7 protein-coding genes are annotated in these 22686 nt (G+C 69.6%); 3 read left to right on the top strand and 4 right to left on the bottom strand.

Translation table 11 applies throughout. The features are described 5' to 3' along the window. Positions 1-12: 12 nt before the first annotated feature. The 3 genes from PSm6_RS00355 to PSm6_RS00345 form a co-directional block, all read right to left on the bottom strand. A complete protein-coding gene (locus tag PSm6_RS00355) occupies positions 13-975 on the bottom strand; it encodes a FecR family protein (protein ID WP_265169244.1) in 963 nt (320 codons plus the stop codon). Positions 976-1029: 54 nt separating this feature from the next. Next, positions 1030-1509, bottom strand: coding sequence for an RNA polymerase sigma factor (locus PSm6_RS00350; RefSeq protein WP_265169243.1), 480 nt, complete (start codon positions 1507-1509; stop codon positions 1030-1032). 98 nt (positions 1510-1607) lie between these two features. Then, positions 1608-3623 (bottom strand): sensor histidine kinase, encoded by a 2016-nt coding sequence (locus PSm6_RS00345; protein ID WP_265169242.1) that lies wholly within the window; start codon positions 3621-3623, stop codon positions 1608-1610. 183 nt (positions 3624-3806) lie between these two features. Here PSm6_RS00345 and PSm6_RS00340 point away from each other — a divergent pair, with 183 nt between their 5' ends. After that, positions 3807-4571, top strand: coding sequence for a response regulator transcription factor (locus PSm6_RS00340; RefSeq protein ID WP_265169241.1), 765 nt, complete (start codon positions 3807-3809; stop codon positions 4569-4571). A gap of 11 nt (positions 4572-4582) precedes the next feature. Here PSm6_RS00340 and PSm6_RS00335 read toward each other — a convergent pair whose 3' ends face one another. After that, positions 4583-5266: a response regulator transcription factor gene (locus tag PSm6_RS00335; protein WP_021219955.1), complete on the bottom strand. Its 684-nt coding sequence runs from the start codon at positions 5264-5266 to the stop codon at positions 4583-4585. Between the two features lie 334 nt (positions 5267-5600). Between PSm6_RS00335 and PSm6_RS00330 the strand changes: the two genes are divergently transcribed. Beyond that, positions 5601-6983, top strand: a complete 1383-nt coding sequence (locus PSm6_RS00330; RefSeq protein ID WP_265169240.1) for a TolC family protein — start codon at positions 5601-5603, stop codon at positions 6981-6983. Positions 6984-7084: 101 nt separating this feature from the next. Further along, positions 7085-22648 (top strand): Calx-beta domain-containing protein, encoded by a 15564-nt coding sequence (locus tag PSm6_RS00325; RefSeq protein ID WP_286672677.1) that lies wholly within the window; start codon positions 7085-7087, stop codon positions 22646-22648. The last annotated feature ends 38 nt before the right edge of the window (positions 22649-22686 follow it).

Below are 22686 nucleotides of genomic sequence, written 5' to 3'. Positions count from 1 at the left end.
AGATTTTTTTCATCAGCGGTGCAGGACCACCGCCAAGCCGGGTATGCGCGTGGTCTTCAGGCCCAGTTCGATGCTCAGGGCGCTGAGCACCGCCTGGGGATCGCTGGTGCGGAAGGTGCCGGAGATGCGCTGCTTGCGCAGGCTCTCGTCCAGCAGCACGACGGGCGGGTGGCCGAGGTGCTGGAGGCTGTCGAGCACTTCGCCGAGGCTGGCGCGATCGAAGATCAGCAGGCCGCGTTGCCAGGCCAGGGCGCGTTCACTGTTGACCGTTTCCGGGCCGTGCAGGCCGCTGCCGTCGAGGCTGGCCTGCTGGTTGGGGATCAGGGTGACGAGCGAGTCGGCGGCGTTGCCCCGGACCTCCACCCGTCCGCGGCTGACCGTGACCCGCTCGCCCTGGCCGCTGGCGTCGACGGCGAAGGCGGTGCCGAGCACGCGGGTGCGCAGCCCCGGGCTTTCCACCACGAAGGGGCGGTTGGCGTCGTGGCTGACGTCGAACCAGGCGCGCCCGCGCAGCAGGGTGACGCGGCGTTCGCCGGGGCTGAAGTGCAGGTCCAGGGCGCTGTCGGCATCCAGCAGCACGTGGCTGCCATCGGCCAGGGTCACTTGCAGCTGGGTGCCGGGGGCGCTGGCGTGGTCGGCGGTGTAGCGCTGCAGCACGCCGGGGTCGCGCCAGAGCAGCACGCCCACCGCCAGGCCGAGCACGCAGGCGGCGGCCAGTGCCGGCCAGCGCTGGCGTTGCACGGGGCGGCGGCGGTGCCAGCCATCGCCGGCGAGTTGCCGGGCGGGCTCGCCGAGTTTTTGCCAGAGCTGCTCCACCGCCTGGAAGGCTTCGGCGTTGGCCGGGTCGCTGTCCAGCCAGCGGCGGAAGCCCAGGCGTTCGCTCGCCGGCAACTGCGGGTTCTGCAGGCGCACGTACCAGCGGGTCGCCGTGTCCTGGCGATCCTGCCGTGCTTGCTGTTCGGGCGAGGTCTTCACTCTGCTTGCGTTCCACGAATCGAGGGGGCTGCCAGTACAACGTGCGACACCGGGTCAGTCCTCAGTGCGCTGGCAATGTTGGAGGACGCGGATGATGTCCTTCTCCACCGTGCTCAGGGAAACCCCGAGCCGTTCGGCGATGCTCGCATAGGAGAGGCCATCCAGGCGACTGAGAAGAAAGACCTGCTGGCAACGGCGGGGCAGGCCTTGCAGGCGGCGCAGCAGGTGTTCGAGTTCCTGGTGCGCTTCGGCCTGCTGCTGCAGGTCGAGGCCGTCGCCTTCGTCCTCCGCCTGTTCGCGGGCATGGCGGCTGCGCACCTGGCGCGCCCGCAGGTGGTCCAGGGCAAGGTTCTGCGCCGTGCGGAACAGCAGGCTGCGGTCACCGTCGCCCAGCTCCCGGTCCCAGAGCCGCAGGAAGGTGTCCTGGGCCAGGTCTTCCGCCGTGCTGCGATCGCCGACGATGCGCCGGATCAGCTGCAGCAGCCGGTTCTGCTCACGCAGGTAGAGGGCCAGGAAGGGCGACGGCTTGCTCATGGGTGGGCAGGCAGCGACTCGTTGAAAGGGATTGCGAGATTAATGCGTATGCAATCACTTCTCAATTACATCTTTAGGCGTCGCTCTGCCTCGCGGTTTCAGGCGGCCCCGTGCCCCAGCGGCTCCATCGGCAGGCTCAGGCGGAAGCAGATGGGGCCGTCCTTGCCGGTGCTTTCCAGCTTGACCTCGCCGCCGTGCAGGGTGGCGATGCGCTTGACCAGGTAGAGGCCGAGGCCGGCGCCGGGGGATTGCTGGGCCTGGCTGCCACGGAAGTACTTCTGGAACAGCAGCGGCGCCTGCTCGCGGGGGATTTCCGGGCCCTCGTTGACCACGCGGATGTCGAGCATCCCCGCGTCCGCGCGCTCGCGCACATCGAGACGGATCACGCTATCGGCCGGGGCATGGCGGTCGGCGTTGGCGATCAGGTTGCGCAGGGCGATGCGGGTCAGGCCGGTGTCGCAGCTCAGGGTCTGGCGCTGGCTGTGGTACTCGATGCGGGTACGCCCGGGGGGCACGTCGCTGGTGCTGCGCGCCAGCAGCTCCGGCAGGTTCTGCTCGGTGTGGCGCAGCTCGGTGCTGGTCTCGGCCATGCGGTCGTGGTTGAGGTAGTTGTCCACCAGGGTCAGCAGGCGTGAGGTGGATTCGCGGATGTTCTGGCAGCGCTGCTCGTTGCGTTCCGGGGCGCTGCCGAGGTTGCGGGCGATCTGCTGGGCCGAGGTGGCGATGATCGCCAGCGGCGTGCGGAACTCGTGGGAGACCATGGCCACGAAGTCGCGCTGCTCCTCGCGGATGCGCTGCTCCTGGCGCAGCAGCTCGCGCAGCTCGCCCTCCAGCTCGGTGCGCCGGCGGATCTCGTCGCGCAGCTCCAGGGTGCGGGCGTCGATCTGCCGTTCGAGGTGGGCGTTCTGGTCCTGCAGCACGTGCTTGAGCCTGCTCTCGGCGCGGCTCTTGTCGTCCTTCAGCTTCCGGTAGTGGTTGATGATGCGCATGCTCATCAGGAGCATGTGCAGCAGGGTGCCGAGGGCGGCGGCATTGTCGGTGGCGAAGGAGGTGGGGACGATGCCGAGGTTGCGCAGGAAGCTGACGATCACCCCGGCGTAGTAGATGCCGAAGATCAGCAGGAACACCCGCGCCGAGGCATGGCCCTGGAACAGCATGCGCACGGCCATGCCGATCAGCAGCGGGATGGTCAGCAAGGAGGTGATCTGCACCAGCGGTGCGCCGGTCTGGTAGTGCCCGGCGAGCACCGCCGTGGCGGAGGCGAGGCCGATGACCACGCTGAGCACCGTGAGCACGCGCCGCGCGCTCACCATGTCCCTGGGCCTCAGCTGGCGCTGGGCGAAGATGAAGCCCAGCGGCAGGCTGGCCGCCAGGCCGCAGCCCAGCAAGCGGTCGCTGATGCTCCCGGGGATGCCGAAGATCTGTTGCGGCAGGCCGTAGCTGAGGCTCTCGATGGCGATGCAGCAGCTCACGTAGATCAGGTACCAGCCGCTTTCCGGTGCGCGGGTCATGCGCCAGAACACGCTGTGGAAGACGATCAGCGCCAGGTAGATGCCGAAGTACAGGCCCGAGCCCAGGTATTCCACGCGGGTGCGGTCGCCGAATTCGGCGGCGGGCATCAGGCGCACGCTCACCGACATGGCGTTGCGTGCCTCCAGGCGCAGCAGCAGCCAGCGCGGCTGGTCGGGCTGCAGGCTGAGGGCGAAGGAGGGCGTGCGGTAGTCCACTTCCCAGGTCTTGCGGTTGATGGATTCGCCGCTGCGCCGTTCCTGTGGCGCGCCGTCGGTTTCGTAGTCATAGAGGATGGCGCTATCGATCAGTGCGTTATTCAGCGTCAGCATCCAGCGTTCGGGGGAATCCGCCCCGGCCTGCACCTGCAGGCGCAGCCAGATCACGCTGCGGGTGAAGCCGGCGTTGAGCGAGCCGGGCAGTGCCTTCCAGTCGCTCGATTGCATGGCGCCGGCGGCGTCGAGGCGGCCATCCGGGTCGTCCAGGCGCTCCAGGTACCCTTGGGTGCCCTTGCTCCGCTCGCCGAGGTGCAGGGTGTTGGCGCCTGCCTGCCAGGAGAACAGCAGGCACAGGCAGAACAGCAGGAAAGCAAGGGGACGGGTCATCGCTCGGCGCCACGGGTGTTTGCGGAAGCGGAGGATTCTACCTGCCCGGCTCCGCGATTCGATGCGTTGCTCAGATTCGCTCGGTTTGCGCAGGGCCTTCCTGGGGTAGGGTGCCGCCGTGTTTCGGGCGGGTGGCCGCCGGAATGCCGTTCGTCAGCACAGGGCCGCCAGGGTGGAATCGCAGTGAAAGAACGCAGCCAGGCAACCTCACCGGCCACCGTCCTGCGCCGGGTGGGAGGAAGCGCCACGCCGCTCGCGCGTATGCGCCTGCTGGTGGTGGAGGCCGCACCGGATAGCCAGCCGGACCTGTGCCTGCGCCTGCTGGGCAAGGTCGGCTTCGTCACCATGAGCACCGTCGACACCCTGCTGGAGGCGGAGGTCGCCCTGTTCGGCCCGCACGTCGTGCTGCTGGAGCTGGCCGGGGAGGGCAAGGCCGGGCTCGAGCTGGCGGCGCGCATCCGCACCCTGTGGCCGGGCGTCGGGCTGGTCCTGCTGACCGAGCCGGGCCGCCTCGACCAGCGCCTGGCGGGCTACGCCCTGGGGGCGGACCACTGCCTGGGCCGCGCCGTGGCGGAAGACGAACTGCTGTCGGCCATGGAAGCGCTGATGCGTCGCCTCGGCATGCAGGCCGCACCGCTGGGCGATTGCTGGGTGATCGATGCACGTGAGCAGGTGCTCAGCGCGCCGGATGGCCAGCAACTGGAGCTGAGCCGCAAGGAATGCCGGATCCTGGGGCTGCTGCGTGAAGCGCCGGAGCAGACCGCCAACCGCCGCGTGCTGGCCGAAGGGCTGGGCGAGGATTACCTGACCTATGACGAGCGCCGCCTGGAGGCCATCGTCAGCCGCCTGCGGCGCAAGATCGCCGGGCTCGACGGGGCGCCAGCGCCCATCCGTTCGCTGCGCAACCAGGGGTATGCGTTCATCGGTCGCCTGCTCTGCGCGGGCTGATGCCGGGCCGCTCAGGCGACGATGCGCACCTTCTCGTAGAAGCAGTAGCCGGTGTTGCGCAGGGTCTTGAGCGGAAGCTCCAGGCCGGCGGCCTGCTCGACGTTGCGCCGCAGGCGGCGGATCTGCGTGTCCAGGCGGCGCTGGTCGTAGGTCATGTAGTCCTCGTCGAGGGCGCGGACGATCTCCCGGCGCGAGACGATGTCGCCGGCGCGTTGCATCAGGCAGTGCAGCACCAGCATGTCCTGGTGGGACAGGCGCAGGTGCTGCTGGTTGGGCGTCTTCAGCTGGCGCGAGGCCAGTTCCAGTTCCCAGCGGGTGCCGCCGCGCTGCAGGCCGAGGCGCCGGCGCAGGGCTTCGAGCACTGCTGCCAGTTCTTCCAGGTCGCAGCCCTTGGCCAGGTAGTGGTCGGCGCCCACGCGGAAGCCAGCGACCCGGTGGTCGGTGGAGCCGCGCGCGGTGAAGGCGACGATGCCGAGGGTGCTGCCGCGCTCGCGCAGCTGGTGGATCAGGTCGAGGCCGTCGCCGTCGGGCAGGCCCAGGTCGATGATCGCGAGGTGGTGGCGCTGTTCGTCGAAGGTGTCGGCGAAGCTCGCCAGGCTGTCCGCCAGGGTGACCCGGTAGCCGGATTCGCCGAGGAACTCACTCAGTTCCTCGGCGAGAATGGGTTCATCTTCGAGCAGAATCAGATCAATCATTCACGGGTTTCGATACGGCATCTTCCGTGGTGCGAATTCCGCTTTACCTACATCCATTCGGTAAAGCGCTGACCGGTTAATGGCAGCATTTCTTGCAGCTTATAGAACCTTGGCGGGGATGGAAACGCACGGTTTTTTACCGCTGCGCTCGCCCGAACGCAGCGGCTGAGCAAGCTGGAACCCTCGTGCCAGAGCGGCGCAGGCCATGCGTCAATAGGTCGCGAAGGGTGGAATGTCAGCATTTGTCAGTTTCACGAGATGGCAGAAAGCTAGTATCGCGCCGTTCCGGTGCCATGCCCCGGATCATCTCGATGACCTGATCGGTGAGCCGCCCATGCTTTCTACTTTCAAACCCGTCTTCCACGCGCGGCGAGAGCTGCTCGCCACCTGCCTGCTGCTGTGCACGGCGAATGCTTCGGCCGAGCAGGGTTTCGCCGACAAGCTCGAACGCGTCCTGCGCGAGCACCAGTTGGTGCGCATGGTCGACGCCGACGTGGAGACCGCCCGCGAGCAGGTCGCTGTCGAGAAGACCGCCTATTTCCCCAAGCTCACTGTCAACGGCAGTGCCGGCAAGCAGCACATCGACCGTGAAAACGGCGGGAATGCCAGCTACGACCCCTCCGAGGCCAGCGTCGGTATCAACCAGCTGATCACCGACTTCGGCGCCACCTCGTCCCGGGTGCAGGCCGCCAAGGTGGTGCTGATCAAGGAAGAGGCCGAGCGCGAGCTGCAGGTGCAGAACCTGACCCTGGCCGCCATCGAGGCGCAGCTGCAGGTGATCCAGGCCCAGCGCACCCAGGCCTACGCCCGCCAGTCGGAACAGAACATCAAGCAGCAGACCTCCCTGGAGAACGCGCGCATGGAGGCCGGCCGCGGCTACGCCACCGACGTGCTGCAGGCCAAGTCGCAACTGGCCGGTGCCGAGGCGCGCCGCGTGATGGCCGACAGCCGCATGCGCGAAGCCCTGAACCGCTACCGGGTGATCTTCGGCGAGTCCACCCTCGCCGCCGATGGCCTGGAGGCCCTGGCCGTTCCCGGTGCCAGCCTGCCGGCATCCGAAGTGGACATCATCGAAAGCGTGCGCCAGCAGAACCCCGACGTGCTGGCCGCCATCAAGCGCGCCGAGGTGACCCTCGCCGAGCGCGATGCTGCCCGCAGCAAGGAGCTGATGCCGCGCCTGTCGTTCCGCCTGAGCCAGGCCCACTTCGACGATTACGACGGCTCCCCGGGCCGCCGCGACGACACCAAGGCCATGGTCAACTTCGACTGGCAGTTCGACCTCGGCATGCGTGCCGACCACGTCACCCGCGCCGCCGACCAGGCCGTGCTGAGTGCCGAGGAGAAGGCCGACTACGTGCGCATCCAGGCCATCGAGGAAGCCCGCAACGCCTGGGACTCCTGGCAGACCTCCCGCGAGCGCTCCGAGCACCTGCGCAACCAGGTGAACATCGCCGAGAGCTTCCTCGACCTGGCGCGCAAGGAGCGCGAGATGGGCCGCCGTTCGCTGCTGGACATCCTCAACGGCGAGGTCGGCCTGATCAACGCCCAGAGCGACGCCACCGCCGCCGGTATCGACGAGATCATCGCCGCCTACCGCCTGCTGCGCGCCACCGGCCGCCTCAGCCCCGAGCTGTTCCGCCAGCCGGGCATCGTCGTGCCGGCCGACCAGGCGCTGCCCCTGGCCGCCCTCGATGCCGGCCAGGGCAGCGCCCGCTGAGGCCCGCCGCGATACCGATCCGTCCAGCGCACGCACCTGTTCCGGGTGCGTGCGCGTTTTCCCAGTACAGGCTGTAAACAGCATCCGCAGGAGTAGCCGAGATGGCTGAATTGACGAGCGCGCAGATCGAAACCCTGGTACGTGCCGTTCAGGTGGTGACGGACTTCCTGACCGGCCATGCGCCCGCCGAGGTCACCTCGCTGGAGCAGGCCCTGCAGACCATGCACGACATGCTCCTGGCCGCCGGCATCCCGCTGCAGATGGCTGCGGCCCTGCGCCAGGCCATGGCGGCCCAGGCCAGCGCCGCCGTCGCCGGCAACGCTGCGGTGGACGCCAGCGCCTGGGTCAAGGGCTGGCTCGCGGAGGCTCAGTTCCCGGCCCAGCCGGACGCACCGGCCGAGCGCCACGACGGCGTCCAGGCCCTGGAGGCGACCCCGCTGCCCGGCCAGGCCGACGCTGCGCCGATCCCCGGCCCGTCGCCCTTCGACAGCACCTACCGCCCCGAGATCACCGGCCTGTTCGGTCAGGACATCGGCCTCGACCAGCAGGCCGTGACCTTCCGCCCCGAGCAGGCTGCGCTCACCGGTGACGCCACCGGCAGCGGCATGCTGCCGCCCGGCGTACCGCCGGAACTGGCCATGCTCAACCTCGACGGCATGGGCCCGGGCCTGCTCGGCGGCGTCAGCTCCGGCATCGGCACCGGTGCGGCCAGCCAGGGCACCTCCGGCGTCGCCGGTGGCGGCCTCGGCGTGTTCCCCAACCTGCGCGGCGACACCGGCATCGGCAGCAGCCTGTCCGCGGGCACCAACAGCGAGCTGCCGGCGGGCTTCGAGCCGCCGGCCGCACCGACCCTGAGCGGTGATACCAGCGAGCCGGTCTCGGTGCTCAGTGTCGCCGGCGCCCCCGAGGTGCTGGAGGGCGACGACGGCGAGACCCTGGTGCTGGTCTTCACCGTCAGCCGCAGCGGCGGCACCGGCGTCAGCCAGGTGCAGTGGAACCTCGATGGCCTGGACCCGGCCCTGTTCGGCGGCAACCTGCCCGGCGGCCTGCTGGCCTTCGCCGAAGGGCAGATGACCCAGGAGATCCGCATCGAGGTGCCTGGCGACTACTTCGCCCAGGGCGACCGCACCGCCACCGTAACCCTTAGCGGCCCCAGCGCCGGCAGCCAGCTCGGCGGCCAGGCCAGCGCCAGCACCCAGATCCTCGACAACGAAGCCACCGTCAGCGTCGTCGCCACCCGCCTGCAGGTGCTCGAAGGCGACGAGGGCGACCAGCAGCTGCTGACCTTCGTCGTCACTCGTGACAACGGCCGTGCCGCCGCCACCGTGGACTGGAGCGCCAGCGGTCTGGACGCCGCTGACATCGGCGGCCCGCTGTCCTCCGGCAGCCTGGTCTTCGGCGTCGGCGAGGTGAGCAAGACCATTACCATCCCGCTGCTGGGCGACCGCGTGGTCGAGCCCAGCGAAGTGCTCACGGTCACCCTGGGCAACCCCAGCGCCAACCTCATCATCGGCACCGCCAGCGCCAGTACCACCGTGGTCAACGACGACGGCCTGGTGTCCATCCGCGCCAACCAGGCCCAGGTCACCGAGGGCGACAGCGGCACCACCACCACCGTCAGCTTCACCGTCACCCGTACCGACGCCCAGAGCAGCGGCTCGGTGCGCTGGTCGGTCAGCGGCGTCGATGCCGACGACCTGGTCGAAGGCATCAGCGGCGGCACCCTGGAGTTCGCCGCCGGCGAGACCAGCCGCGAGATCGTCCTCACCGTGCGCGGCGACCGCGATGTGGAGGATGACGAAACCCTCACCGTCAGCCTGCAGAGCGACCAGAGCAACCTGCGGGTTTCCGGCGGCAGCGCCAGCACCCAGCTCGTCAACGACGACACCGGCGTCAGCCTGCGCGGCGTGACCATGGACGTGGTCGAGGGCGGCCAGGGCCAGCAGACCGCGATCACCTTCCTGGTGACCCGCTCCGAGCTGCTGGGCCAGGACCTCACCATCGACTGGCGCTTCGTACGGGTCGGCGCCCACGCCGCCGACGCCAACGACTTCATCGCCGGGCAGAACCAGCTGGGCATGGCCGATGGCATGCCCAGCGGCAGCGTCACCTTCGCCGCCAACGAGACCCAGAAGCTGGTCACCGTCTGGGTCAAGGGCGACAACCTGGCGGAAACCGACGAGACCTTCGGCATCGTGCTGCACAACCCGCCGGCCGGCGTGCAGGTCATCAACGGCGAGGCCTACGGCACCATCCGTACCGACGAATCCACCTACAGCATCGAGGCGCTGACCGCGTCCACCACCGAGGGCAACGGCACCGGTGGCGTGCAGGCCTTCGTCATCACCCGCACCGGCAACACCAGCGGCGCCGGGCAGATCGGCTACCAGATCGCCGGCTACGGCGAGCTGCCGGCCGACGTCAACGACTTCGCCGCCGACCAGCCCATGAGCGGCGTGGTGCAGTTCGCCGCCGGCGAGAGCAGCAAGGTCATCTACGTGCGCCTCAACGGTGACAGCCTGATCGAGGGCACCGAGAGCTACACCGTGGCCCTGCAGGCCCAGGACGCCAACAGCCAGATCGACGTCGGCGCGGCCCTGGCCAGCATCGACCCGGACGACCAGGCGGTGTCCATCACCGCGCGCACCGCCAACGTCCGCGAGGGCACCAGCGCTGCGCCGGTGCTGGAATTCGTGGTCACCCGCAGCGGCGAGCTGTCGCTGCCGGGCACCGTGCAGTGGCAGGTGCAGGGCTACGGCAACAACCCGGTGGACGCCGCTGACTTCGGCGGCACCCTGCCGTCCGGCACCATCGAGTTCGCTGCCGGCCAGAGCAGTGCGGTGATCCGCTTCAGCCCCAGCCCGGACAGCCAGTACGAACCCACCGAGGGCCTGCAGGTGGTGATCGCCACCAGCACCCCGGGCATGACCGTGGTCCAGGACCGTGCCACCGGCAGCCTGATCAACGACGACGCGCGCCTGACCCTCGACGGCAGCGGCCTGACCGCCGCCGAAGGCAACAGCGACACCCCGCGCCAGCTCAACTTCACCGTGCAGCGCCAGGGCGACCTGACCCAGAGCGTCAGCGTCGACTGGCGCGTGGTGTTCGGCAACGACGCCGACTCCGCCAGCCTCGCCGACTTCCTATCCGGCACCGTCTTCAGCGGCACCCTGGAGTTCGGCCGCGGCGTGCAGAGCCTGGTGGTGACCCTGCCGCTGTCCCCGGACAATGTGCTGGAGGCCAACGAAACCTTCCAGGTGGTGCTGAGCAACCCCAGCGCCGGCGCCGAAATTTCCGTCGGCCAGGCCACCGGGGTGATCCGCAACGACGACGTGGTGTTCAACCTGTTGTCCCAGGCCGACAGCTTCGAGGGCAGCGGCGGCACCCGTGAGCTGCGCTACGTGGTCGAGCGCAGCGGCGACCTCGCCGGCAGCGACACCATCACCTGGAGCCTCGCCCCCGGCGCCATCAACGGCGTGGACGGCAGCGACTTCGTCGGCGGCGTGCTGCCCAGCGGCACCCTGGTCTTCGCTGCGGGCGTCGATCGCCTGGAGATCGTCCTGCACATCGCCACCGACTCCCAGCTCGAAGGCGACGAGAGCTTCGTCCTCAGCCTCGGCACGCCGAACCCCGGCGCCACCGTGGGCAACGGCAGCATCAACGGCCAGCTGCTCAACGACGACCAGCAGTTCGCCATCCAGGCCCAGGCCGCCAGCGTCAACGAAGGCGGCGACGGCCAGGTGGCCGAGCTGAGCTTCCTGGTCAACCGCAGCGGCTACCTGGGCGGCACCGGCAGCGTCGCCTGGCGCGTGGTGGGCGAGGGCGGCAACCCGGTGGACGGCGCCGACTTCGTCGGGGGCGTGCTGCCCGGCGGCATCCTCAACTTCGCCAACGGCGACACCAGCAAGACCATCACCCTGCAGGTGGCCGGCGACTACCGCCTGGAGGCCAGCGAAGGCCTGCGCGTGGAACTCTACGACCCGGCGACCGGCTCCAGCCTGGGCACTGCCTCGGCGTCGGCCACCGTCACCAACGACGACACCGGCCTGGCCATCGCCACCACCCGCAGCGGTTTGGTGGAAGGCGACAACGGCAGCGTCATCCATGAATTCACCGTGACCCGCTCCGGCGTCACCAGCGGCACCACCACCGTGGACTGGAGCCTCTCCGGCCAGGTGGATGCGGCCGACTTCGCCGGTGGCGTGCTGCCGGCCGGCACCCTGACCTTCGCTCCGGGCGAGACCAGCAAGGTGATCCAGGTCGCCGTGCGTGGCGACCGTGACGTCGAGGGCGACGAGGCCTTCACCGTCACCCTGGGCAATGCCAGCGGCCATGCCGAGATACTCACCGGCCAGGCTCAGGGCAGCATCGTTTCCGACGACGTCGGCATCCGCATCCAGGCGCAGCAGGCCGAGGTGGCCGAAGGCGCCACGGGCGAGACCCAGGTGCTGCGCTTCACCGTCACCCGCAGCGGCGACCTGTCCGGCCCGGTCAGCGTGACCTGGACCGCCAGCGGCCTGCAGGCCGACGACTTCTCCGCCGGCACCGCCCTCAACGGCCTGGTGCAGTTCGCCGCCGGCGAGACCTCCAAGGTGATCGAACTGACCCTGGCCGGCGACGCCGTGCTGGAAAGCGACGAGACCCTCACCCTGACCCTGGCCAACCCGGCGGAGAACCCCGCCCACGACCAGACCCAGCTGCTCACCGGCAGCGCCAGCACCCTGGTGCGCAACGATGACGTCGGCCTGTCCATCGTCGCCGACCAGGCCAGCGCCGCCGAAGGCGATGCCGGCCAGGAACGCAGCTTCACCTTCACCGTGACCCGCGCCGGCGACCTGCGCGCCACCAGCGTCGACTGGAAGGTGGCGGTGGGGCAGGGCGTCGACGCCGCCAGCCTCGCCGACTTCATCAGCGGCCAGGACGCCCTGGGCGCGAACGGCGGCCTGCCGTCCGGCACCCTGCAGTTCGCCGAGGGCCAGACCAGCGCCCAGGTCACCGTGCGCGTGTCCGGCGACGGCCACATCGAACTGGACGAGACCTTCGGCGTCAGCCTGGAGGCCCGCGACGGCAACACCGAACTGACCGTCGGCAGCGCCGACAGCCGCATCGACAACGACGACCTGGGCTTCTCCATCAGCCCGCTCGCCGCCGACAAGGCCGAAGGTCACAGCGGCACCACCGCCTTCACCTTCACCGTGACCCGCGCCGGCGACCTGGGCTCGGCCGCGCTGGTGGACTGGTCCCTGGCCGGCATCGCCAACGCCGCCGACTTCGACGCCAGCACCGGCACCCTGAGCTTCGCCGCCGGCGAGGCCAGCAAGACCCTGACCATTCTGGTCAAGGGCGACCTGGTGGTGGAGGCCGACGAGACCTTCAGCGTCAACCTGGGCAACGCCCGCCTGGGCGACGGCACCCCGCAGAGCGTGGTGGACGGCAGCGCCGAAGGCGTGATCCGCAACGACGACCAGGGCTTCGCCGTGGTCGCCGAGCGCGCCACCGTCAGCGAAGGCACCGGCGGCAGCCAGACGGTGATCTACCGCATCGTGCGCAGCGGCGAGCTGTCCGGCAGCGCCACGGTCGACTACGCCGTCAGCGGCGCCAATGGCGGCGATGCCAGCGACACCCTGGGCAGCCTGCCCAGCGGCACCCTGACCTTCGCCCCGGGCCAGTCCGAGCTCACCGTCAGCTTCGAGCTGGCCGGCGACAGCCGCGTGGAGGGCAGCGAGGCCTTCACCCTGACCCTGAGCAACCCCAGCGCGGGCCTGGTAACCGGCGCCACCGCCACCACCACCGTGCAGGACGACGACACCAACTTCAGCATCAGCGCCCCGGCGGAACAGGCCGAGGGCACCCAGGGTGCCTTCACCGACATCACCTTCACCGTCACCCGCAGCGGCCTGAGCACGGCCGCCGGCACCGTGCAGTGGCGCCTGAAGAGCGCCACCGGCCTGGACACCAGCGACTTCGCCAGTGGCCAGGACGGCAACGGCAACAACGGCGGCCTGCCCAGCGGCACGGTGAGCTTCACCGCCAACGGCAGCGACACCCAGACCATCACCATCCGCGTGCGCGGCGACAACCTGGTGGAGGCCGACGAGCTGCTCCAGGTGGAACTGTTCAACCCGCAGGGCGGCACCGTCGAAGCGGGGCAGGGCAGCGCCAGCACGCGCATCCTCAACGACGACGCCAGCTTCGCCATCGTCGCCGACGCCGCGAGCCTGGCCGAAGGCAACAGCGGCGAGCGCCTGGTGAGCTTCACCGTGACCCGCAGCGGCTCGCTCGCCGGCAGCCGCGACCTGACCTGGACCCTCAGCGGCGGCCTCGACGCCAGCGACCTGGGCGCCGGCCAGGGCAGCACCGGCACCCTCAGCTTCGCCGATGGCCAGGCCACTGCGACGGTAGTCATCCGCGTCAAGGGCGACTCGGTGTACGAGGGCGACGAAGCGCTCACCGTGACCCTGTCCAACCCGCCGGCCAACAGCGTGATCGGCACCGCCAGCGCCACCACCACCCTGACCAACGACGACGCCACCCTGAGCATCAGCGCGCTGTCGGCGGACAAGGGCGAGGGCAACAGCGGCTACGTGGACTTCACCTTCAGCGTCAGCCGGGGCGGCTACCTGAACCAGGCCAGCAGCGTGCAGTGGCGTGTCGACCCGAGCGTGGCCAACGCGGTGGACGGCGCCGACTTCTACGGCAGCCAACCGGGCGGTGTGCTGCTCGATGGCGACGGCATCCCCTACGGCACCCTGAACTTCGCTGCGGGGGAGAACAGCAAGACCATCACCGTGCGCATCGCCGCCGACAGCAGGCTGGAGGCCAACGAGGTGCTCAAGCTGGTGCTGGAGAACGCCTCCGCCGGCACCGAGATCACCACCGGCAGCGCCACCGGCACCGTGCGCAACGATGACGCGGAGCTGAACATCACCGCCGGCACCACCAGCCGCAGCGAGGGCGACGGCGTCCACGGCACCGGTGCGCCCTTCACCTACACCGTGACCCGCACCGGCAACCTGGACCAGGCCAGCACGGTGAACTGGAGCGTCCAGCACCTGGACACCAATGCCGCCGACTTCACCAACGGCTCGGCCTACCTGACGCCCTCCGGCACCCTGAGCTTCGCCGCCGGCGAGAGCAGCAAGACCATCACCGTCTACGCCTACGGCGACACCGGCGTGGGCAGCGTCGAGGGCAACGAGCGCTTCAACCTGGTGCTCAGCGGCGCCAGCAGCGGCACCTCCATCGGCGCCAATGGCAGCTACCAGAGCACCATCACCAACGACGACACCCGGGTCACCGTCGAGTGGGCCCAGGCCCGCCAGGCCGAGAAGGTCGCCGGCGAGAACACCACCTACACCATCACCCTGACCCGCAGCGGCGACTTGGCCAAGACCTCCACGGTCAACTGGAGCACCACCGGCCAGGACATCTGGGAATACGGCAGTAGCCGTTGGGAATACGCGGCCGATGGCGTCGACTTCAACGGCGGCACCCTGCCGTCGGGCACCGTCACCTTCGCCAGCGGCGAGACCAGCAAGACCATCACCCTCACTGTGCGCGGCGACGACACGGTGGAGGACGACCAGTGGTTCAAGGTGCTGTTTACCAACAGCGGCGGCATCGATGAACTGGTAGCGCCGCAGACCGGCACCCAGAACATCTACACCAGCGACAACACGCTGCAGGCCAACACCAGCGCCAGCGGCGTGTACCTGTTCGGCGAGATCCAGCGCGACGAGGCGGAGTTCTATATCCAGGACACCCCGACCTCCGGGCGCACCCGCGCCGAGGGTGACACCGTGGCCGACGGCGGCAACGCAGCCGACGGCTACATCGAGCACACCTTCGCCGTGTACCGCACCGTTTCCACCGCCGGCACCGCCTGGGTGGACTGGGCGGTGCAGACCAGCGTCAGCAGCTACACCGCCACCGACGCCAGCGACTTCTGGAACGACACCGTGCCCTCCGGCCGCGTGGAGTTCGTCGATGGCCAGTCGGTGGCCTACGTCACCATCCGCACCAAGGTGGACGATGCCGGCGAGCAGGACGAGGCCTTCCGCCTCTACCTGACCCAGGCCAGCCCGGGCAGCAGCATCCAGGGCGGCTCCACCGCCAACCCCGGCTACGTCAACAACCACGTGGTGCTGCAGAACGACGACACCCGCTTCGACGCCAGCGTGGCGCATGTCAACGAAGGGCAGGACCTCGTCTACACCATCACCCGCAGCGGCGACCAGCGCGGCACGGATTCGGTGGACTGGTCCATCCAGCTGGGCGGCTCCGAGAGCACCAACGAGACCAACAACACCCGCAGCACCTGGTACAAGCTCGACCCCGCCGACCTGGACATGGACTGGATCCTGGCCAACAACCCGGGCCTGTCGTGGAACGCCGGCACACGCACCCTGAGCGGCAGCTTCACCTACACCGATGGCCAGCTGACCAAGACCATCAGCCTGCGCACGATCAACGACGGCCTCGCCGAGACCTGGCGCGAGGAAGCCACCCTGGTGCTGGGCAACCCGCAGAACCTGGATGGCGACATCGAGACGCCCTCCATCGGTTCCAGCGCCACGGGCCGCGTCTACGACGACGAGCCGGCCGCGCTGCTGGGCGTCAGCGCCGGCAGCACCCAGGTGTTCGAGGGCAGCGCCGCCAGTACCAGCGTGACCTTCACCATCACCCGCACCGTGCAGCCCGGCGGCAGCATCGACTACGCCAGCTCCGTGGCCTGGCAGATCGTCGGCAACAACATCAACTGGGGCGGCGCCAACGGCGGCCAGGTGAGTGGCTACGGTGGCAACACCGCCTGGTCCACCTCGCCCTACTCCAACACCACCTACGGCGTGGTCAGCTTCGCCGCCGGCGAGACCAGCAAGCAGGTGACCGTGACCTTCGGTGGCGACACCGTGATCGAGCCGGACACCGGCCTCACCCTGACCCTGCTGGACCCGCTGACCGCCTACAACAACGGCCTGATCAGCGGCACCTACCGTGACGAGTACGGCCCCACCAACATCGACCCGGGCCAGGCCAGCGCCAGCACCACCCTGCGCAACGACGACATCCGCCTGTGGGTGGGCGGCTTCGGCAACGCCACCCCGAGCGTCGCCGGCTACGAAGGCCAGCCGCTGAACGTCTCCATTTCGCGTTCCGGACGCCTGGATAACGACGTGACGCTGAACTACACCCTGGTCAGCGGCACCGCCGGCAGCGCCGACTTCGTCAGCACCAGCGGCAGCTTCACCCTCGTCGGCGGCCAGAGCAGCTACGTCATCTCCCTGGCCAACCTGCTCAAGCTCGATGGCAGCATCGAGAGCACCGAGGGCTTCACCCTGCGCCTCAGCGCGCCGGGCGACACCACCGGCTCCACCGTGCGCTTCGGCAGCGACGCCTCCGTGGCCAGCACCGCCACCAGCATGGATGTCGCCGGCACCCTCTACGATGCCGACACCGCCTACAGCATCACCCCTGTCTCCAGCAGCCTGGCGGAAACCGGCGCCGGCCAGTCCGCGACCTTCTCGCTGAACGTGGTGCGCAGCGGCTACAGCGGTTCCGGCACGGTGAAATGGCGCGTGGAAGGCATCGGCGGCAACGCGGCGGATGCCTCCGACTTCACCGGCGGCGTGCTGCCCAGCGGTACCCTGGGCTTCGCCGATGGCGTCACCACCGGCACCATCACCTTCTCCGTGCGCGGCGACGGCACGGTGGAGGCCAACGAAACCTTCCGCGTGGTGTTCTACGAGGAGACCCTCAACGGCCCGGGCGTGACCCGCAGCCTGTCGCAGAACAGCGCGACCCTGACCATCACCAACGACGACACCGGCATCAGCATCGCCGACGCCTCGATCACCGAGAGCGACGCCAACCAGGTGCTGACCTTCACCGTCACCCGTTCCGGCGTGACCAGCGGCGCCTCGTCCATGAGCTGGTCGCTGCTGCACGACAGCACCAGCGCCGCCGATTTCAGCGGCGCCACCAGCGGCAGCCTGAGCTTCGCTGCCGGCGAGACCAGCAAGACCATCAGCGTGACCGTGGTCGGCGACGTCACGCCCGAGCAGGTGGAGCAGTTCCGCATTGTCCTCGGCAGCTTCAGCGGCGATATCAGCGACCCGATCCGCACCACCGCCACCGGCACCATCCGCAACGACGACGCGACCTTCTCCATCGCGCCGCTGCAGGGGGCGACCAGCGAGGGCCAGGCGCAGACCTTCGTCATCACCCGCAGCCACAGCACCGAGCAGAACCAGGCCATCGGCTGGCAGATCCTGCTCAACGGCAGCGCAGATGCGGCGGACCTGAATGGCCAGGCGATGTCGGGCCTGGTGATCTTCGCCCCGGGCGAGCTGACCAAGACCATCAGCATCCAGTCCAGCCAGGATGCCGTGGCCGAGGTCGACGAGACCTACAGCGTGCAGATCAGCCTGGGCTCCGGCACCGCCGGCGACACCATCGCCCAGGGCACGGCCGAGGGCACCATCCTCAACGATGACGCGGCCTTCAACATCAGTGCCGACCAGGTCAGCCGTGGCGAAGGGCAGGGCGGCACCACCGCCTTCACCTTCACCGTGACCCGCACCGGCGATACCAGCGGCAGCGCCTCGGTGGCCTGGCGCCTGGGTTCCAGTGCGGCCAACGCGGCGGACTTCGCCAGTGCCGACCTGCTGGGCGACAACGCCGGCCTGCCCAGCGGCAGCCTGGTGTTCGCCGACGGCGAGTCGAGCAAGACCATCACCGTGCTGGTGAACGGCGACACCCTGGTGGAAGGCGACGAGGCCTTCAACCTGGTGCTGGGCAACGCCAGTGGCGCGCAGATCCAGACCGGCAGCGCCAGCAGCACCATCCTCAACGACGACGCCAGCATCAGCATCGCCGCCACCGACGCGAGCAAGGCCGAAGGCAACAGCGGCACCACCGCCTTTACCTTCACCATCACCCGCACCGGCTCGCTGGACCAGGCCAAGACCGTCGACTGGGCGGTGGTGGGCAGTGGCGCGCACCCGGCCGATGGCAGCGACTTCGCCTTGGGCGTGTTGCCTTCCGGCTCGCTGGTGCTGCCGGCCGGCCAGGCCAGCGTCACCCTCACCGTCAACGTGCGTGGCGACCTGCTGGCCGAGAGCGACGAGGGCTTCAGCCTGGTGCTGAGCAACCCGTCCAGCGGCCTGGTGATCGGCCAGGCCAGCGCCGATGGCCTGATCCGCGCCGACGACGTGGTGATCGACGTCGCCGCCCCCGCCGCCCAGGCGGAAGGCGACGACGGCCAGACCACCTGGTTCGACTTCGTGCTCACCCGCAGCGGCAAGCTCAGCGGCACCGAGACCATCAACTGGAGCGTCGCCGGCATCGGCGCCAACCCGGCCTCGGCGGATGACTTCCTCGCCACCAGCGGCAGCGTCACCTTCGCCGCCGGCCAGGAGCAGCTGACCATCCGCGTACCGGTGCGTGGCGACTACAGCGGCGAGGCCAACGAGGACTTCCGCCTCAGCCTGAACAGCGCCGACGGCGTGGTCTTCACCCAGGCCACGGCGGACGCCACCATCGTCAACGACGATGTCTCGGTGACCCTGGTCGCCACCGATGCGCGCCACGTCGAAGGCCACGACGGCGTGCAGACCGTCTACACCTTCACCGTCAGCCGCAGCGGCAACCTCGACCGTGCTACCAGCCTCGACTGGAGCCTGCAGGGCCTGGCCGATGCCGCCGACTTCCTCGGCGGCGTGCTGCCCAGCGGCAGCCTGAGCTTCGCCTCGGGCGACGCGGCCAGCCAGACCATCAGCATCGTGGTCCTCGGCGACCGCACCCTGGAGGGCGACGAGTCCTTCCAGATGGTGCTGGGCAATGCCTCCGCCGGCACCGACATCAAGGTGGGCAGCGCCACCGGCACCATCGTCAGCGACGACGTGCAGTGGAACCTCGCCGTGGTCGCCACCCCGGTGGAAGGCGACAGCGGCGCCACCGGCTACAGCTTCCTGGTCACCCGCAGCGGCAGCGGCCTGGCCACCAGCCTGGCCTGGAGCGTCGCCGGCAGCGGCGCCAGCCCGGCCTCGGCGGACGACTTCGTCGGCGGCCAGCTGCCCTTCGGCGAGCTGACCTTCGCCGAGGGCCAGATGAGCCAGACCGTGATCGTCTGGGTCGCCGGCGACAGCCGCCTGGAAGCGGACGAAGGCTTCACCCTCAGCCTGCAGGCGCCCAGCGACAGCCTCAGCCACACCTTCGCCAACCAGCAGGTGGACGCGGTGATCCGCAACGATGACGACGTGTTCGCCATCGCCCCGCGCGCCGCCGAGGCCAGCGAGGGCACCGCGCTGACCTTCACCGTGACCCGTACCGGCAGCACCGAAGGCACCTCCACCGTGAGCTGGCGCATCGTCCACGGCGGCACCGACGCCAGCGACTTCAGCGTCACCAGCGGCACCCTGACCTTCGCCGACGGCCAGAGCGAGATGGTGCTGAGCATTCCGGTGCGCAGCGACCGCGACGTGGAGCTGGACGAAGGCTTCAGCGTCGAGCTGTACCAGCCGGGCGCCGGCAGCAGCATCGACCCGGCCGCCTCCAGTGCCGCCGGCACCATCCGCAACGACGACGTCGACCTGACCTTGGCCAGCGTCACCGCCCAGGCCTACGAAGGCGACGCCGGCACGCCGGGCCGCCTGCACTTCACCGTGACCCGCAGCGGCGACTCCAGTGGCGAGACCCGCGTCGACTGGGCCGTGCAGGCCGGCAGCGCCAGCGCCGCCGACTTCCCGGGTGGTGTGTTGCCCAGCGGCCAGCTGGTGTTCGCCGCCGGCGAGACCCACAAGGACATCTACATCGATGTGCTGGGCGATGGCCTGGACGAGGGCGACGAGCAGTTCACCCTGCAGCTGTCCAACCCCAGCGCCAACGCCGATATCGTCGGCAATGGCCAGGTGGGCACCATTCGCAACGACGACGACAGCCTCGCCCTGAGCGCGGTGACCCGCGAAGCGGTGGAAGGCGATGACGGCCTGACTCTGTTCACCTTCCGCATCGACCGCAGCGGCAGCTCGGTGGGCGCCGCCAGCGTCGACTGGCGCGCCGCCGGGGTCGGCATCCACGCGCTCAGCGACGCCGAGTTCGCCGCCCTCAGCGGCACCGTGCACTTTGCCGACGGCGAGACCAGCAAGACCTTCACCGTGGCCGTGCGTGGCGACGAGCTGGGCGAGGAGGACGAAAGCTTCCAGGTGTGGCTGGAGAACCCCAGCTACGGCTCCACCATCACCACCGGCCCGGTGGAATCGGTGGTGCTCAACGACGACCCGGTGCTGTGGATCGCCGCCGACGCCGCCCAGGTGGTGGAAGGCAGCGACGGCCAGCAGACCGCGGTGACCTTCACCGTGACCCGTGGCGGCGACCTCTCCGGCCCGGCCAGCGTGCTCTGGGACCTGGTGCCCAGCGGCGCCAACCCGGTCAACGCCGAGGACTTCGGCGGCATCTTCCTCAGCGGCGTGGTGGCCTTCGGCGCCGGCGAGACCACCAAGACCATCACCGTCTACGTGGATGCCGACACCCTGGGCGAGCGCGACGAGACCTTCTCCGTGGTGCTCAGCGATGCCGAGGGGGCGACCATCCTCACGGGCGAGGCCAGCGTCACCCTCCTCAACGACGACCGTGGCCTGAGCATCGCGGTGCTCGGCAGTGATCGCCAGGACGAGGGCAACCAGGGCCAGGTGACCGAGTTTACCTACCGCGTGGAGCGGGTGGGCGACAGCAACGGCAGCGTCAGCGTCGACTGGGCGCTGCAGGGCGCAGGCACCTACCCGGCCAATGCCGGCAGCTTCGTCGGCGGCGTGCTGCCTTCGGGCTCGCTGGTGTTCGCCGACGGCGAGACCTACAAGGACATCGTCATCCGCGTGCAGGGCGACGACGTGCTCGGCCCGGACCAGGGCTTCGAGGTGGTACTCAGCGGCCCGCAGGGCATCGACCTGATCAACGACCGCGCCAGCGGCACCCTCGTCAACGACGACAACCAGTTCGCCATCCGCGTGGTGGACAGCGTGCTGGCGGAAGGCAACGGCGGGGCGACCACCATTTTCCGCTTCACCGTGACCCGCAGCGGCGACACCAGCTCGGCGGCGAGCATCGACTGGTCGGTGGCCGGCAGCGGCTCGGCATCGGCGGACGCGGTCGACTTCGTCGGTGGCGTGCTGCCTGGCGGCGTGCTGCAGTTCGCCGCCGGCGAGACCAGCAAGGTGCTGGAAGTGGCGGTGTACGGCGACGACATCGGCGAGTCCGACGAGCAGTTCACCGTGCAGCTTTCCAGCAGCGGCGGTGGCAGCAGCGTCAACCCGCTGCAGGGCAGCGCCCGCGCCACCATCCAGGGCGACGACGTGGCCCTGACCGTGCTGGCCATGGACAGCAGCCGCCTGGAAGGCGGCCCCGGCACCACCACGCCGCTGACCTACCGCATCCTGCGGGCGGGCCCGGACGACGCGGCGCTGACCATCACCTACAGCATCGCCGGTGCGGTGGACGCCAACGACTTCACCCTGCCGCTGACCGGCACCATCACCCTGGCCGCTGGCGTCTCGGAGATGGTGTTCAGCCTGCCGATCCGTGGTGACTCCCTGCGCGAGGGCGACGAGTCCTTCACTCTGACCTTCAGCCACCCGGCCATCGCCGGCGGTTCCACCAGCCTCGGCGGGACCATCCGTGACGACGACCTGGGCCTGGGCATCAGCGGCCCGGACAGCGTGCTGGAAGGCGACGCGGGCGCCACCCTGGTGACCTACCAGGTGACCCGCAACCCGTCCGCCAGCGCCGAGACCTTCTACTGGAGCCTGCAACCGGGCGCCGGCCAGGGCGTGGATGCCGATGACTTCGGCGGCGCCTGGCCTTCCGGCAGCGTGACCTTCGCTGCCGGCAGCACCACCGCGAGCTTCAGCTTCTCGGTGAACGGCGACCGCGCGGTGGAGGCCGATGAGCTGATGTCCATCGTCCTGCGCTCGGCGGCCAACAGCCCCTATGTGCTGATCAGCAAGGACGTGACCTTGCGCAACGACGATGTCGCCGGCGCTGGCGATGACCTGCTCACCGGCACCTCGGGTGCTGACAACCTGGCTGGCCTGGGCGGTAACGACCGTCTGTTCGGCGGGGCCGGCAGCGACGTGCTCGACGGCGGCGCCGGCGACGACCTGCTGGTGGGTGGCAGCGGTGCGGACGTACTGCGCGGTGGTGCTGGCGCGGACCGCTTCCACTACACCTCGCCGGGCGACGGCATGGACGCGATCCTCGACTTCCAGGCCGGCGTCGATCACCTGACCTTCGACCCGACGGCCTTCGGTGGGCTGAGCAACCTGACCTCGGTGTCCCAGGCCTTCACCGGCGATGTGATGGACACCCTGGCCAAGCTCGCGGCCCAGGGCGATGCCGACGTATACCGGGTGAGCTTCGCCTCGGGGCAGTTCCAGTTCGGCACCGGCAGCAACGGCCAGCTCGACGAGCTGGAGGCGATGATCAGCGGCAGTGGCCAGCACAGTGGCTCGGCCTTCTTCCTGATCTCCAACGGCGACGTCACCCGGCTGTACTACGACGCCGACACCGCCAGCGGCACGGACGGCAGTGGACTTGTCGCCCTGGCCGAGCTGGCCAACCAACCCGATGCGCACAACCTGCCACAGGACGTGATCCAACCCCACACGGTGTGACCCGATCCCCTCCGCGCTGCAACGCGGAGGGGATTTCC

Origin of the sequence: Pseudomonas solani (assembly GCF_026072635.1) — a bacterium.
Classification (GTDB): Bacteria; Pseudomonadota; Gammaproteobacteria; order Pseudomonadales; family Pseudomonadaceae; genus Metapseudomonas; species Metapseudomonas solani.
The sequence above is the reverse complement of the archived record's forward strand: the minus strand, read 5'-3'. Positions and strand labels throughout refer to the sequence as shown.

What these genes read in the sequence shown, in the direction of transcription:
- PSm6_RS00335 (WP_021219955.1), bottom strand. Translation starts at nt 5,266, where the DNA reads ATGATTGATCTGATTCTGCTCGAAGATGAACCCATTCTCGCCGAGGAA.
- PSm6_RS00330 (WP_265169240.1), top strand. Translation starts at nt 5,601, where the DNA reads ATGCTTTCTACTTTCAAACCCGTCTTCCACGCGCGGCGAGAGCTGCTC.
- PSm6_RS00345 (WP_265169242.1), bottom strand. Translation starts at nt 3,623, where the DNA reads ATGACCCGTCCCCTTGCTTTCCTGCTGTTCTGCCTGTGCCTGCTGTTC.
- PSm6_RS00325 (WP_286672677.1), top strand. Translation starts at nt 7,085, where the DNA reads ATGGCTGAATTGACGAGCGCGCAGATCGAAACCCTGGTACGTGCCGTT.
- PSm6_RS00350 (WP_265169243.1), bottom strand. Translation starts at nt 1,509, where the DNA reads ATGAGCAAGCCGTCGCCCTTCCTGGCCCTCTACCTGCGTGAGCAGAAC.